This window comes from Streptomyces sp. SS1-1, assembly GCF_008973465.1.
In the GTDB taxonomy this organism is placed as follows: Bacteria; Actinomycetota; Actinomycetes; order Streptomycetales; family Streptomycetaceae; genus Streptomyces.
Window position 1 is genome coordinate 5,334,148 of record NZ_WBXN01000004.1, and the last position, 15,254, is coordinate 5,349,401.

At 70.8% G+C, this 15,254-nt stretch carries 9 protein-coding genes and 1 pseudogene; 2 read left to right on the forward strand and 8 right to left on the reverse strand.

Features of this window, described 5'->3' with window-relative positions; translation table 11 throughout:
* Positions 1 to 42: 42 nt before the first annotated feature.
* The 8 genes from F8R89_RS25955 to eccCa form a co-directional block, all read right to left on the reverse strand.
* Positions 43 to 609, reverse strand: a complete 567-nt coding sequence (locus F8R89_RS25955) for an SUKH-4 family immunity protein (RefSeq protein WP_151786197.1) — start codon at positions 607 to 609, stop codon at positions 43 to 45.
* Between the two features lie 6 nt (positions 610 to 615).
* On the reverse strand, positions 616 to 2,700 hold the full coding sequence (locus F8R89_RS25960) for an SUKH-4 family immunity protein (protein WP_151786198.1): 2,085 nt from the start codon (positions 2,698 to 2,700) through the stop codon (positions 616 to 618).
* Positions 2,701 to 2,731: 31 nt separating this feature from the next.
* Positions 2,732 to 4,654 carry an SUKH-4 family immunity protein gene (locus F8R89_RS25965; protein ID WP_192806236.1) on the reverse strand — a complete coding sequence of 641 codons (1,923 nt, stop codon included), beginning with the start codon at positions 4,652 to 4,654 and terminating at the stop codon, positions 2,732 to 2,734.
* A 281-nt stretch (positions 4,655 to 4,935) separates the two neighbouring features.
* Complete coding sequence (locus tag F8R89_RS25970) at positions 4,936 to 6,294, reverse strand: SUKH-4 family immunity protein (protein WP_151786200.1); 1,359 nt, start codon at positions 6,292 to 6,294, stop codon at positions 4,936 to 4,938.
* A gap of 85 nt (positions 6,295 to 6,379) precedes the next feature.
* Complete coding sequence (locus F8R89_RS25975; protein ID WP_151786201.1) at positions 6,380 to 8,401, reverse strand: ATP-binding protein; 2,022 nt, start codon at positions 8,399 to 8,401, stop codon at positions 6,380 to 6,382.
* 122 nt (positions 8,402 to 8,523) lie between these two features.
* Positions 8,524 to 8,823: a DUF397 domain-containing protein gene (locus F8R89_RS25980; RefSeq protein ID WP_151786202.1), complete on the reverse strand. Its 300-nt coding sequence runs from the start codon at positions 8,821 to 8,823 to the stop codon at positions 8,524 to 8,526.
* A gap of 130 nt (positions 8,824 to 8,953) precedes the next feature.
* Positions 8,954 to 9,340 carry a hypothetical protein gene (locus F8R89_RS25985; RefSeq protein ID WP_151786203.1) on the reverse strand — a complete coding sequence of 129 codons (387 nt, stop codon included), beginning with the start codon at positions 9,338 to 9,340 and terminating at the stop codon, positions 8,954 to 8,956.
* A 164-nt stretch (positions 9,341 to 9,504) separates the two neighbouring features.
* Positions 9,505 to 13,449, reverse strand: a complete 3,945-nt coding sequence (gene eccCa, locus F8R89_RS25990) for a type VII secretion protein EccCa (protein WP_151786204.1) — start codon at positions 13,447 to 13,449, stop codon at positions 9,505 to 9,507.
* A gap of 266 nt (positions 13,450 to 13,715) precedes the next feature.
* Between eccCa and eccD the strand changes: the two are divergent.
* Positions 13,716 to 14,760: pseudogene (gene eccD, locus F8R89_RS25995) on the forward strand (type VII secretion integral membrane protein EccD).
* 197 nt (positions 14,761 to 14,957) lie between these two features.
* A complete protein-coding gene (rpsO, locus tag F8R89_RS26000) occupies positions 14,958 to 15,245 on the forward strand; it encodes a 30S ribosomal protein S15 (protein ID WP_030046008.1) in 288 nt (95 codons plus the stop codon).
* The last annotated feature ends 9 nt before the right edge of the window (positions 15,246 to 15,254 follow it).

Genomic DNA, 15,254 nt, shown 5'->3' on the forward strand with positions numbered 1-15,254 from the left:
CGTCCGCCCCCGTAGGTCCCTTACGGCGGCCTACCCAGCGGCTCAGTTTCCTGGATGGTCACAGGTAGTAGAACTCGTCGGTTTCTGTGACGTGTCCCCAGCTGCGGGTGGCTGCTGCGGCGGGGTCGATGCCTGCGATCCAGGCCTTGAGTTCTTCGATGAGGTCGTCTCCGTCGAGGCTGCCGCCGATCCAGGTGCCGAGTTCGTAGAAGGGCCGTCTTGGACGGGTGTTTTGAAGTCTTTGGTGCCTTGCCAAGTGTGTTCGGTGAAGCCGGTGCCGGCGAGGTTGTGGGTGTTGAGGCTGAGGAAGTCGTTGACGGCGGGGAAGCCGGTGTTGGTGAGGAAGCGGCGGGTCGGCTCGTGGGTCAGACCGGCGGGCAGTTGGTCCTCGGTCACCAACGGGGCGTTTTCCGGGTCGAACACGTCGAGTACGAGGTCGCGCGTACGCCCAGCCCGCTGTGAGTTGGCGACGAGGAGTGGCATCCCGTTCACTCCCGCCCACTCGCGCTGCCCCAGCCAATCCACCCGCACGGGCCATGGATCGGGCACACCGAACGCGTCGAGGATCTTCCCCAGGACCTCCTCGGCGGTGAGCCCGGTGGCGTCCACGTAACCCTATTCGGTGCCCCAGAAGTCCAGATCTCCGTCGAAGACATGCTCCCAGTGGTCCGCGTCCTCCGTGGCCGGGTCGATGTCCGCCGCCCACTGCCACAAGCTGCGAAGGGCGTCCTTGCGTTCGGCGGGGGTGAGGAACGGACCGGTCAGGAGTGCGTGGTAGAGACGGACGAGAATGCAGAACTGGCGCAGTCCCGTGGCCAAGGTCCAGGAGGCGTATCCGGTGGCGTAGTCGTGGACGACCGCACCGGTACCGCCGTCGAGCAGCACCTGGCCGCCTGTCCATTCGCCCAAGAGGTAGAAGGGGCCGGCACTGTCCGGCGGGCCCACGTCGTCCGGCCAGGGGACTTCCACCAGACCGGTCTCTGCCAGATCCGTCGTGCGCAGGAAGGGCAGTTGGCCGGTCAAGTGGGGCCACCCGACGTCGGTCAGAAATCGCCGACTGCCCGGGTCGACGAGGCCTTGCGGCAGTTCGACCTCCGAGAGCACCCGGCATGCACCCGGCCCGAATGAGCTTTCCAGCCATGCCCGGGAAGGCGCGTTCTCGGCGAAGGCCGGGGCAGGACAGCGCCAGAGAGCCGCCTCCGTGATCGGGCCGACGAACGGCTCCGATAGGGCTTCCAGGTGCGGTTGTTCCCGAGGACAGGTCCTCACGTCCACGACGAAGGGGCCGGTCGCGCCTGAGATGAGCCACTGTGGGTCCGACAGGGCTTGGGACCTGAAGGGGCGGGAAGCGCCGCCGGGCCGGTCGAAGATGTGGCGCACTGGCGGCCCGGTGGCACGGAGACGCCAGGAATGGCTGTCCACGAGTTCTGGGAATTGCCGCGTACCGAAAGCTGTGGGTGCTTGGCCCGCCCGTGCGGCCTCTGCTTCTTCCAGCTCTTCCAGCTCTTCCAGTTCTTCCAGCCGTCCGAAGCCGCCGAACGGACGGCACTTGGTCCAGACGGTGTGCCAGGGAAGCTCGAGCCCGGACTCCGTGGCCATCGACCGCGCCAAGGACTTCTTCCCTCGGTTGAGCGCCGCATGATGCAGCCAGGAAACCCACTCGGTGTGCGGTGCGGCAGCCAGTCCCAGTTGCTCGAGATAGTGGGCGTCGAGAGCGAGGCCGCCCTGCGGAATCCCCCGGGGCCAGGTCGCGGCCAAGCCCTGCAACAGCCCAGTCGCGTCCAGGTTCGCGAGGACCTGCCCGTCAGCCAGTATTGACTCGACGAGCCGGGCATGAGAGGCATGGAGGGGGACTGCTCGCGCCGCATACGTGCCGACGGGGCCGAGGTCCGTCCAGGCCGTCGCGCCACGCGACCTCAATGGTTTCAGGAGCGCGGACATCAGACGACCATGGTCCACAGGCCGTAGCCGCCTGATGAGATGGCGATCCGATTCGCAGCGAAAGCCGAACGAGTCGTCCGGACCACCGGATGCTTCTGTGACGACCAGGCGATCGGTCAAGGACCGTGCCAGGTCGGTGAGTTCGGCCGAGGAGACCTGCATGCCCAGGCACCTGCAGAGCTCCCTCCAGACGGGAAGGGAGACGGTACGGAGTTCTGCCGCTGCCAGACCGAGGAGTGCGGGGTGCCGGGTGAGAAGGTCCAGCATCTCCCGGGACTGCTCCTCCTCGTCGCCCGGCGAGGTCAGGACGATGTCATTCCGTTTGGGTGCGGCCACCCATGGTCTGTCTGACGAACGCTCTACGACGAACTGCACCTGAGCCCGCGAGAATTGACTGAGGGTGCTGATCACGCGGCCGCAGATTCTGCCCGCCTCGGCCGAGGTCACGAATGCGCCGGCCCATTGCACGTCGCTCAGCAGGGCCACGCCGCCGCTTCGCATGCGCTGGGCGCCGGAAAGGAGAGAGACCGGAGCATCGGTGACGCCCCAGGCGCGCAGGAGGTCACGGGCGATGTCGTCCGCGTTCCTGCCTCGGCAATCGACATGGACAGCGTCAGGGATCCGAGACGCGAGCTCGCCGAGAAAGGCGGTCTTTCCGGAGCCCGGCACACCCCGGACGGCGAGGGTTCGGTACAGACGATGAGGCTCTGCCAGCCAGGCCCGAGCCTGTTCGAGTGCTCGCTCGGGAGTCAGTTCCACTCCGCTCCTCGCATCAGCGTTCGCCTCCTGCTCAGTCGTTGTAGAGAGCGTAGATCCAGATCTTGGCGCGGGAGCCGGCGTCGTCGATGATCCAGACGGCGTCTTCGATGTGCTGTCGGAAGAGGTGTTCCTCGTCGCGGTTCTCGATGGTGTTGAGGATGCGGCGGCCGGTGATCCACCAGGTGACCATGGCGAGGAAGCGGTCGAGGTCGGTGGCGACGAGGTAGCCGTCGAGGCCGCTTTCGTCGGTGCTGCGAGGCATGCGCAGGACGTGGCCGGTGGGGCCGTCGACGACGAGTTCGGCGCCCGACCAGAGGCCGATCCGGAAGAACGGGCCGTTTTCCGCGGGCGGTTGCAGGCCCTCGGTCCAAGGCAGTTCCCAAAGGAATTCGTCGTAGTCGGGTTCCAGTCGGATGCCCTTCTCCTCCATGGTCGGGAGCCCGATGTCGGTGAGGACGCTGCGGGCGGTCACGTCGGTGAGTCCCGGCGGCAGGGACTCGGGCGGGGTGCGCAGGACACGGGCGGTGGAGAAGAGCTGCGGTAGGGCGGCTGCCGTGGTGGTCGTGGCGTCGGTGAGGAGGGCGGGGCCGGCCGCGGTCTTGGTGCCCAGGATCGGTGGTCCCGGCAGAGGTGAGGGGCTGGTGCCTTCCACGGCGAAGAGCCCGTCCGGTCCGGCGAGTACGGTCAGAGACCCGCTGCGCAGGAGCGCGGGGAGGAACTCGTAGTCGGGTCCTTCCTCGGTGGCGTCGAATGCCCGGAGTTCCTTGGGGGTGGTGGGAGGTGCCTGGCCCGGTGCTGTCGGCCAGGTGAGTGCGGCGGTGGCTTCGGCGGGGAGGTCGTCGCCGTACCAGGGCCCGGCCAGCAGGTCGCCGGTTTCGGCGTCCCAGACACGGATGCCATGGGGGTAGGTGCTGGAGACGATCGCGGGACGGCCGTGCCAGCGCACGTCGAACAGTGACGAGATGGGGCCGGGCTCGAGGTAGCTCGGGTCGTATCCGCCTGGTGGGCGCCAGTGGGTCCAGCGCACCTTCCAGGGAAGTTCCACGCCCGCCCGCTCGATGGACGTGCACAGCTCGGTGTCGTGGCGGGCCGTGGCCATCAGGTGCAGCCACGCCGCCCACTCGCCCTGCTCGGCAGGGCTCACCCCGTACATGTGCAGATGGACGGCATCCGCAGCGGCGTTCGTGTCGGGGACCGAGCCGTCGTGGGCGCAGTGCGCCGCGTCCAGGAAAGCGGACGATGGAAGGTTGGCCAGGACCTCGCCGTCCCGCAGGAGTGTGTCGAACTCTCCGGCCTGCACGGCGTGCATGGCCAGACCGTGCGCGGCGTAGCGGCCCAGGGGGCCGGAGGCGGCCCAGCCGTCCGGGTGGCGCAGTCGTGGTGCCGATCCGCGCAGCCAGGCGACCATGTGGCTGTTCACCCGTCGGCTCAACTCCGCCGAGGTGTCCCGGCGCAGCGCGTCTGCCACGGACTCGTCGATGAACGCCACGTCGTCGTCGGTCGTCACCAGGACATCGGGGAACCGCGCGGCCAACGCGCGGAGTGCCGTCTCATCGGCTTCCACCGACCCGGCGGCCCGGACCAGCTCGCCCCACACCTCCCACGGCACCCGCCTCGGCTCGGACAGAGCCAGCGCACGAATCGGCAGGGATTGCGAAGCAGCCGCGCCAACGTCCGACGGGACACCGTCCAGCCGGACGCAGGGCCTGTCGAACGGCGACCCCTCCATCACCGAAGGAAGCGTGTCGAGCACGACGCTCAGCCCTCGGGCGGCGAGCGTCCCCGCGACATGCTCGAGGACCAGGAGGGGCTGCGCAGATCTGCGTGTCAGTCCCGCCCGCGCGGTGTGGGCGATCAGAACCAGCTTGCCGGCGCCGTGTTCGGACGCGGCCCTGGCCCAGGCGTAGGGCAACGCGTCGTCAGGAACGCCGAGGAGCGAAAGAGCACGCCGCAACACGCCCTCCGCGTCAGCCCCCGTGGCATCGACCACCACGCTCGCGGGGATCTGCCGGCGCACCTCCTCCAGAACCGCCGCACCCCCACCACCGAAGCCGACGACAGTCAGATGTCCCTTCGCCTGCGCACCTTCACCCCACCAGTCACACACCCGCGCGACCGCCTGGTCCGGCGCGACACGCTCAGTGGCCGGAGCCGAGTCGGACATGAACTCACCACGTCTCACCACGAACTGGACCGCCGCCCCCCTCCGAGACGTCAACCGTCAACCGTCAACCGTCAGAACAACCCGTGCCACATCTGCTCGACCACCAGCGACCACCACGCGTCCGGATCCGTCAGCGCCGACGCGTCCACCGCCACCAACTGCTCCTGCAGCGCGGCCACTTCCGCGCCGGCCGCCACCGGGTCCAGGCCCCGCATGCGCTGCCGTGCCGTCGTCAGCAGGGCGAGGGAGCGGGCGAAGGCGGCCGTCGAGACGTTGACGTAGCGGGCCGTCGCCGTGACCGGGTCCACCGCCCAGAGCGCGCCGAGGCCGTCCGGCTGGCCCGTGCCGGGCAGGCACTGCACCGCGATGACCGCGACGCCGTCGAAGCCCATGCGGACCAGGTACGACAGGGCGGCGATCTTCTCCTCGCCGGCCGGGCTGCGCCGCTCGCGCAGGTTGGTCGAGACGTCCGTGAACAGGCCGCCGGCCGGGGGTGCGTCGGGCCGGTCGGCCGTGAAGAAGAGCGGGAGGTCGTCGGGCAGGCCCGCCGAGATCAGCGTCGACGCGGCGGTCTCCGGCAGCGCGCTGCCCGCCAGGGCCTCGGCGGCGTAGCGGCGTACGCCCTCCCCGCCGAACACCTCGACCAGATACCGCCCGAGCTCCTCGTCGGACATCGGCGTGGCCGGCGCCACCTGGGCCGGCACCGGCACCCGGTGCGGGCGGGGCGGCGGCTGCTGGCCGGCGATCCGGTGCGTCGTCTCGACCTGCTCGACCAGCGCCGCGATGCCCTCGGCCCGCGTCTCGGCACGGGCACCGTACGTCTGGGAGCAGGACAGCTGGGCGTTGCGGAAGGTGTTGAGGAGCTCGGCGGTGTAGCCGCCGGGCAGCAGGCTGGGGCGCAGGTCCGTGTGGACGGCGACCACGTTCTCGACGGGCACCTGCATGCGCCGCAGCTCGGACCACGCCTGGTACTCGGCGGGGGGCTGCCCCGGGGCGGAGGTGCGGAAGAGGGTGGTCTCCTCGCCGTTCGCCGGGTCGACGAACGTGAAGACGGCCGTGTTGCCGGGACCGGTCACCGGACGCCCGCCATCCCCGGAGCCACCGGAGCCACCGGAGCCACCGGAGCCACCGGAGGCGCCCGCGGCACCCCCGTGCTTCTCCCGGTACATCCGCACGACCTCGTCGACCGGCACCGACGGCCAGACCGTCAGTTCGCCGGTGCGGCGGTCCACGACCCCGCACGCGGCACCGATCTCGGAGGGCGGCCGCCGCTCCCCGGTCTCCGGGTCACGCTCGGGCGCCGCGGGGGCCGCCCACACGACCCAGCCCAGGTCGAACTCCTGCATCCGGACCTCGCGGCGCGGCTCCGTCGACCCTTCCGGGTTGAGCCAACGGTCGGCGACGGCGAGCGCCTGCTCCTGGCTGGTCACGGGGAGGCTCCTTCGATCGGTCTGTTCGGTGCTGAGAAAGGAGAGGAGAGCAAAGAAAGGAGACGACGGGCGGTCGAACCTCTGCCTACGAGGCTATCCCCGCGCCCGCCGCCCGGATCCGGAGGGCCTTCGCCCCTCGCTCGGTGGCCACGAGGAGGATGCCGTCGGGGGACAGGTCGGCGGCCGTGAAGGGCGTGTCCGAGATCAGCGCGGCCACCACCTCCTGGTCCGCCCGGTTCCAGACCCGCAGATAGTCCCCGCCACGGCTCAGGCCGAGCGGCGCGGCGGCGCGCTCCTCCTCGGACGGGCGGACGATCCGGTCGAGATCGGCGTCGTCCAGCAGACCCGGCTGTACGAGGCCGTGGACCAGCGCCGCGGGCCCGGTCTCCGAACGCACCGGGCCGTCCGAACTGACCGCGCCCTCCGCACCCGCCGTACTCACCGCACCCTCCGTACCGGCCCCGACCGGCCGTGCCCCCGGCGTCCCCGGCGGCACCACCAGCACGGCGACCGGTGTGGCCGCCGCCCCCTCCGCGCCGGGCAGGCTGCCCACCGTCACCGCACTGACGCCGCCCGCCACCGGCAGGCTCCACAGCGTCTGCCACGGCAGGTCAAGGCCGAGCCGTCCGTGGATGGCCTCGGCGTACTCGGGCAGCCCGTCCTCGACGAACGCGGTCTCCAGGAGCGCCGCCCGCAGCAGGGTGGGCGCCTGGGTGCGGGTCAGCAGGGGAGCCGTCCGCAGATACGTCCGGGCCGGCGCGCCCAGTTGCTGCAGCGGTACGGCCTCGACGGCGGCCCGCAGCGGCACCGGATCAGCGTGCACGAACAGCCCCGGGTCCGTGAGGAGTTGGGGCAGCAGACCGGCCTCCAGCGTGTGACCGGCGATGTGGTCGCGGACGTACGGGTCGGCCTTGCCCCAGTCCTGGTCCGGCACGGCCTCCAGCAGGGCCATCGCGATCTGCGTCTGGGCGGCCGCCACGTTCGGCAGCCCGGCGCGGATCTCCTCGGCGAGCGCCGGATGCAGCAGCCGCAACAGCGTGCGCCCCTCGTCGGCACCGTCGCTGTCCGCATCCGCCCCCGGCCCCGGCACCTCCACCGGCTGCACGAACGGCCCCGCCAGCAGCATGCCCCCCGCGATGGCCGGACTCATGTCGTGCCCGGCGACGGCGCTCGCCAGCCGCGGCCAGAGCTGGACGGGTATCCCGTCCGCCTCGGCCAGCGCCAGCGGCGCCAACAGGAGCCGCAGCGTCTGCGAGTCGGTGCCGAGCCGCCGGGCGTGCAGGTCCAGGGCCGACCCGACCGACGTCGGCAGGAACCGCTCGTCGGCCGGGTCGAAGCCCTCCGGGGCCATGAGGGCGCAGTGGACGGCGAGTTCTACGACCAGCGGACTACCGGCCCGCCGTCCGATCGCCGCGCCCAGCGCGAGCCGGACGGCCGGATCCACGGTGAACGGCAGCTCGGGCGCGCCGAACTCCGGGTTCAGCGCGGCCTGCGCGAACCGCACCAGCACGTCCGGGTCGGCCCACTCCGGCTCGTCGACGTCGATGATCTGCGCGGTGCCCTGCGGCAGCCCGGCCACCAGCTCGGCCGCGAGCGGACGCGGCACCTCGGCCATCAGCCGTACCGTCTCGGTGGCGGCCAGCGGGGCCAGCACCTCCCGTACGAGCCGGGCCGGTTCGCCGGCGGCGCGCACCGGGCCCGCTCGGTCGACGTCCGGGACGACGACGGTCACCGGCTCGTCCAGTGCGGCCAGTTCGGCGTACACGCCCTCGACGCCGGTGGCCCTCAGCCCGAAGTGGTCGGCGATCAGCCACAGGACCTGGGCCGCGGTCAGCCCCTCGGCGCTCGGCACCGCGGGCGGCGGCAGCTCCGGCGGCACCGTCGACGGGTCCATCGCGTCCAGCGGGAGCCGCTTGCGGTACTCCGGCTCGCACAGCATGAGGAACCCGGTGAGCAGTCGCGAACGCCCGCTGCCCGCGTCGCCGGTGAGCACCACCACGCGCGGGGCGCCGGGCGCCGCGGCCCGCCACGCGGCGAGCGCGCGCAACGCCGCCGTACGGCCACCTATGTGGGGGTGCGGTGCGTAGTCCTCGGTCGAGCCGGTCATGGGTCCCCGTCCTCCGCCGTCGCGGACGCAATCGATACGGCCCCGATCTTAGGCGCCGGACAGGGAACGGACACGAGGGCGGGGGCGTACGGGCAGGAGCCCCCGTCGTCCTCCCGTCCCGCCTACTCGCCCGGCGCCGGCTCCAGGTCGAACTCGCCGTCCCGTGCGCCCAGGACGAACGCCTCCCACTCCGCCTCGGTGTAGCGCAGCACCGTGCCGGGGTCCAGGGAGGACCGCATGGCGACCGCGCCGTTCGGCAGGTAGGCGATCTCCACGCGCTCCTCGTCCTGCTCGGTGCCGGGCGCGCAGTGCCACTCGACGCCGGAGATGTCGAGGGCGTACAGCTCGTCCCGCTCCCGCTCCTTGCGCGCCTTGGGGTCCTCGGCCGCGGTCCCGGCCTCGTTGTTGCGTGCCTCGGTCATGCCGCTGGGCCTCTTCCTGACGTGCGAACGACGTACGGCTCTCACCCTACTGACGCCAGGGGTCCCCCACATGGCGGTCGCGCACTCGTCGCCCGGGCGGGTGGTCCGGGGTGAGGACGCCGAACCGCGATCAGTTCGACGGCCGCGTGTGCAGCTGCCCCTGCGCCACCCCCGACGGCACCTTCACCTGGCCGTCGTAGTCGGCCATCGTGTCGCGCCAGATCGCGTCCTGCTCGGCCTCGTTCTTCTCGTGGGCCAGGCCCATCTTGGTGAATGCGACGCCCATGCCGGCGATACGTTCCGCGAGGCTGCCCATCGACTCGTACATGCCGTCGCGCAGGCCCTCGTAGACGACGCCGAACTTCTCGCCGATGTCGTCGTCGCCCCAGGGCGGGGTGTCGCCCTTCTCCAGCGCGGTCAGCCCGGTCTGGAGCGCCTTCACCGCCTTGGCGAAGTCCACGCCGGCGCTGAACATCGTGTAGCCCTCGCTCTTGAGGACCGCGGGATCGGAGTCCATGTAGTCCGATGACACAACTGCCCCCCGTGGCTCGGCATTTCTGTCCCACCGCCACCATAACCGGGGCCCCGGCCACAGACCCAGCCCCCCGGACGGCCCCGGAACGGCGGAGGGACGGCACCCCTTCGGGTACCGCCCCACTCACGCGAACCGGCCAACAGGCCTCAGAACCGGTTCGGCAGCCACCCCGTCTGGATCAACTGCCCACCCCGCCGACGCGTATGGAAGTACCCACGCCCCGGCGGCAGCTGCGTCGCCGTGATGTTGCCGAGGAGCGCGCCCTCGGAGCGGTCGCCGGAGAGCACGACACCCTGGGCGCCGAGCTCCCGCATCCGCTGCATCACCGGCTCGTACAGCGACCGGCTGGCGCCGCCCGACGCGCGCGCGATGATCACGCGCAGACCGATGTCACGGGCGAACGGCAGGTACTCCAGCAGGGGCGCCAGCGGGTTCACGCCGGTCGCGACCAGGTCGTAGTCGTCGACGATGACGAACGCGTCCGGGCTGCTGTACCAGCTGCGGTTGCGCAACTGCTCGGGTGTGACGTCCGGGCCGGGCATCCGGCGGTGCATCGAACCGGCCAGGCCCTCCAGCGTCTCCGTCAGGGCGGGCGCCGCCGCGCAGTAGCGCGACAGGTGGGACTCGGGCACGCCCTCCAGATGGGCGCGCCGGTAGTCACCCATGACGATCTTCGCCTGGTCCGGCGTGTACCGCTCGGTGATCTGCTTGATGAGCAGCCGCAGCATCGCGGACTTACCGGACTCGCTCTCACCGAACACGATGAACAGCGGGTCGGTCTCGAAGTCCACGAAGACCGGCGACAGCGACGACTCGTCGATGCCGATGGCGACACCGCGGTCCGGGTGCTCGAAGCCCTTGGGCAGCCGGTCCGCCGGCATCATCGTGGGCAGCAGGCGCACCGCCGGGGCGTGGCTGCCCTGCCAGTTGTCGTTGATGCCGCGGATCAGGATGGACGTGGCCTCGGACAGGTCCTCCGTCTCCGAGGAGCCGTCGACACGCGGCAGGCCCGCCATGAAGTGCAGCTTGTCCTGGGTCAGACCGCGGCCCGGCACGGTCGCCGGGACGTTCTGCGCGACCTTGCGGTCGATCTCGGACTCGGTGGGATCGCCGAGCCGCAGCTCGATGCGGTTCTGGAGCATGTCCTTGAGCGCGGGCCGGACCTCGGTGTAGCGGCTCGCGGTGAGGATGACGTGCACGCCGAAGCCGAGGCCGCGCGTCGCGATCTCGGTGACGGACGCCTCCAACTGCTCGTAGTCCGTCTTGAAGGTGGCCCAGCCGTCGACGACCAGGAACACGTCGCCCCAGGGCTGGTCGGGCAGCTGGCCCGAGGCTCGGCGCTGACGGAACGTGGCGATCGAGTCGACGTTGTGGGCGCGGAAGTACTCCTCGCGGGCGTTGAGGATGCCCTCGACCTCGCTGACCGTGCGGCGCACCTTCTCGGCGTCCAGACGGTTGGCGACACCGCCGACGTGCGCCAGCTCCTCCATCGAGATCAGACCGCCACCGCCGAAGTCCAGGCAGTAGAACTGCACTTCGGACGGCGTGTGGGTGAGCGCGAACGACGAGATCAGGGTGCGCAGCAGGGTCGACTTGCCGGACTGCGGGCCACCCACGAACAGACCGTGACCGGCACCGCCGGAGAAGTCCCGGTACAGCACGTCACGCCGCTGCTCGAACGGCTTGTCGACGAGGCCGACCGGCACGTTCAGTCGGCCGAGGGCCGTGTAGTCGGGCGCGGTCAGACCGCGGTCCTGGGTGACGGCGAGCTGCGGGAGCAGCTGCTCCAGGGACGGCGCCTCCTCCAGCGGGGGCAGCCACACCTGGTGGGCGGGCGGACCCTGGTTGACCATACGGCTGACGAGGACGTCGAGGACGGTGTCGGCGAGGGCGTCGTCGACGCGGTTCTCGGGCTCCGGCTCCTCCACGACGGGCTGCGGGGGCAGCGCCACCTGCTCGGCCGTGAACAGCGCGGGGCGCAGCTGCGTCGAACGGCTCACCCGGGACGGGCCCTCGCCGTGGTACGGCCCGGACACGTACGCGGCCTTGAAGCGGACCATCGTGTCGGTGTCGTAGCGCAGATAGCCGGAGCCGGGGATCGACGGCAGGTGGTAGGCGTCCGGCACACCGATCGCCGTACGGGACTCGGCGGCGGAGAACGTCCGCAGACCGATCCGGTACGACAGATAGGTGTCCAGACCGCGGAGCTTGCCCTCCTCCAGACGCTGCGAGGCCAGCAGCAGGTGGATGCCCAGCGACCGGCCGATACGGCCGATCTGGATGAACATGTCGATGAAGTCGGGCTTGGCGGTGAGGAGTTCGGAGAACTCGTCGAGCACGATCACCAGCGAGGCCATCGGCTCCAGCGCGGCGCCCGCCGCCCGCGCCTTCTCGTAGTCGTGCAGGTTGGCGTAGTTGCCCGCCGAGCGCAGCAGCTCCTGGCGGCGCTGCGTCTCACCCATGATCGAGTCGCGCATGCGGTCGACCAGGGTGAGGTCGTCGGCCAGGTTGGTGATGACGGCCGCGGTGTGCGGCATGTCCGCCATACCGGCGAAGGTCGCGCCACCCTTGAAGTCCGCGAGGATGAAGTTCAGCGTCTCCGAGGAGTGCGTGACGGCGAGACCCAGCACCAGCGTGCGCAGCACCTCGGACTTGCCGGAACCCGTCGCGCCGACACACAGGCCGTGCGGGCCCATGCCCTCCTGGGAGGCCTCCTTGAGGTCGAGCATGACCGGCTCGCCGCTCTCCCCGACGCCGATCGGCACACGCAGCCGCTCGTGCAGGGTGCGCGGCCGCCAGGTGCGGGAGACGTCGACCGTACCGGCGTCGCCGATGCCCATCAGGTCGGTGAAGTCCAGGTTGGACAGCAGCGGTTCGCCCTCCTCCGCCGAGCCCACCCGGAACGGGGCGAGCTGGCGGGCCAGGGACTCGGCCTGCGCCACGTTGAGGACGTCGGGGCGGCCGGTGTACGCCGACTCGTGGCCGACGAACAGCCGCATCCGCTGCGGCTTCACATACGCCGTGAGGCCCGCCCGCAGCTCCTCCTCCAGCTCGCCGGGGGCGATCTCCAGGAAGGTGACGCCCTGCAGGCCCTCGCTGCTGGCCAGTTCGGAGTCCGGGGGCACGGTGCCACCGTCCAGGACGACGACCAGGTGCGGCTGGTCGTAGACCGGGTTGGCCTCGCGGTTCCAGCGCGGCCGGTCGTCCAGCTGGTCCGCCAGCGACTCCTCCAGCTCACCGAGGTCGTCGAAGAGGAGCCGCGCCGAGCCGGCGCCGTCCTTGGACTTCGGGTGCTGGCTGTGCGGCAGCCACTTGATCCAGTCCCACTCCTCCGCCGACGACGGATGCGCCACGACGGCGATCATCAGGTCCTCGGGGGAGTGCAGCGTCGCCAGCTGGGCGAGGGCCGCGCGCGCGTTGCCGTAGACCGTCTCGGTCTCACCGCAGACCGTCACGTGGTAGAAGGCGCGCAGCGAGATCGCGACGGGCAGGTCGGACAGGCTGCCGTGGGCGTCGAGGAACGCCTTCATGGCGGCCGCCGTCAGCGGCTCCAGCTCCTCCTTCGGCGCCGTCTCGGGCGCCACCAGCGGGGTGTTGAGCTGCTGGACACCGCGGCCGATGCGCACGGAGGCGAAGTCGCCGTCGGTCGGGCGCCGTTCCCACAGCCGCCTGCTGTCGGCCGCCACCGCCCACAGCTGCTCCGGGTCCGGATGCTGGAACAGCTGGCTCTGCCGCTGGAGTTCGGCGGTCTTGTGCACGTCCTTGCGGACCTGCTCCAGATAGCGGAAGTAGTCACGCCGGTCCTGGGCCATGCCCGCGCCGCCGCCCTGCCGCGACTTGGCGAACTGGGCTATGGCCATGGCCACCGTCGAGGCCAGCATCAGACCACCGACCACCCTCATGTACGAGGGCAGGTTGGGCATGAAGAAGAAGCCGACCGAACCCAGCATGCCCATCATGGGCAGCAGGTTCATCAGCATGCTCTCGTCGCCCTCGCGCGGAATCTCGGGCGGCGTCTCGAGTTTGACCTCGCCGTCCGGGACGGCCGGGGGCACTGTCCGCGGTGGTCGCTTGATGATGACGACGCTCACCGATGCACTCATCCTTCGCGATTGATACGTCCTGGCATTGACGCCCCCGTGTACCGCGACGTTCTGTTCGCGTAGGCGTCGTTCGCGTAGGCGTCGATCCTACTGATGCGGGCAGGGCCCCAGGGAGCCAGGAGGATGGAGATGCGGCGCAGGTCCTGGGAGGAATGCGGGAGGTGCCCCCTGAGGGGGGTGCCACAACGGATAGGGTGGCCAACCGCGTCGTACGAGCGACGCGAAGAAGCCTTGTCTAGCAGGGGGAACACCAGGTGAGCACGGGGACTTCGACAGGTTTCTGCCGAATCACCATCGCAGCACCGGACAGCCGTGTCGACGTCGCGCTGCCCGAGGACCTGCCGATCCAGGACCTCTTTCCCGAGATCGTGAGGCTCTCGGGCCTGGTCCAGTCGGACACCAGCCCCTCGGGCTACCACCTCGTCACCCGTGAGGGTCAGGTGCTCGACGCCAGCCGTTCGTTGCTGGAGCACCGGGTCAGGGACGGCGAGGTGCTGCTGCTGCGCACCTTCGCGGACTCGCTGCCTCCGGCCGTGCACGACGACGTGGTGGACGCCATCGCCGCCGCCGTCAAGCAGGACCTGCGCAGCTGGAACGACAACCTGATGCGGCTCGCGGGTCTCGTCGCCGGGTCCCTGCTGCTGGTCATGCTCGGTTTCGTGTTCTGGTTCGCCGACCCGGTCCGGCACGACATGCACGGACTGCAGGGCATCCTCGCCGGTGTCACCGCGATCGCCCTGACCGCCCTCGCCGGTGTCCGCGCCCGTGTCTACGACGACCGGGGCTCCGCCGTCGCCCTCGGCATCTCGGCGCTGCCGCACGCGCTGATCGCCGGCTCCGGCGCCATCCCGCAGGACGCGGGGGAGGGGCCGGGACGCATCCAGTTCCTGGTCGGCTGTGTCGCCGTCCTGCTCGTCTCCGTCGTCCTGATCATGCTGCTGCCGCAGGGCGACGCCCCGTTCGTGGCCGCCGCCCTCGCCTCCGCGATCGGCACGCTCGCCGTGTTCTGCGGGGTGCTCACCGAGGCCGAGCCGCGTGAGATCGCCGCCGGCCGACATCATCATGGACCTGCTCCAGGGCAACTCCGGACCGGTCGACGTACGCACCCTGTGGCTCGGCGCCTCCGTCGGCGCGGGCGTCCTCCTGCTCATCGCGATCGCCCTGATCGTCCCGCAGAAGGGCCTGTCCCCCTTCTGGGGCCGCATGCTCGACCTCGCCGACTCCCTGGTGCTGCTCTCCCTGGTGCCGATCTGCCTGGCCGTCCTCGACGTGTACGCCGAGGTCCGCGGCGGATTCTGACCCGGTCCGGTCGGGGGAGGGCCCCGTCCGGAGGGGTGCCTCGGGGCTGGTACGCTGTGTGACGGCCGTTTGTGTACGCGCCCCCGGTCCACCTGGGGGCTGCGCCCAGCGGATCCCCGCCTCCCGAGTCACGGAAGCTCCCCTGAGATGCAGACCAGGGGCACTCGGTGGCAACAGAAGACACCCAAGGAGTACGCGTGCCGCTCGACGCCGCTACGAAGAAGCAGATCATCAGCGAGTTCGGCCAGAAGGAGGGCGACACCGGCTCCCCCGAGGTCCAGGTCGCCATGCTCTCCCGTCGGATCTCCGACCTGACCGAGCACCTCAAGACCCACAAGCACGACCACCACTCCCGCCGTGGTCTGCTGATCCTGGTCGGTCAGCGTCGCCGCCTGCTGCAGTACCTGGCCAAGAAGGACATCCAGCGCTTCCGTACGCTGGTCGACCGCCTCGGCATCCGCCGCGGTGCGGCGGGCGCCAAGTAAGACGCCATG

What these genes read in the sequence shown, in the direction of transcription:
- F8R89_RS25975 (WP_151786201.1), bottom strand. Translation starts at nt 8,401, where the DNA reads ATGACCGGCTCGACCGAGGACTACGCACCGCACCCCCACATAGGTGGC.
- F8R89_RS25980 (WP_151786202.1), bottom strand. Translation starts at nt 8,823, where the DNA reads ATGACCGAGGCACGCAACAACGAGGCCGGGACCGCGGCCGAGGACCCC.
- F8R89_RS25985 (WP_151786203.1), bottom strand. Translation starts at nt 9,340, where the DNA reads ATGGACTCCGATCCCGCGGTCCTCAAGAGCGAGGGCTACACGATGTTC.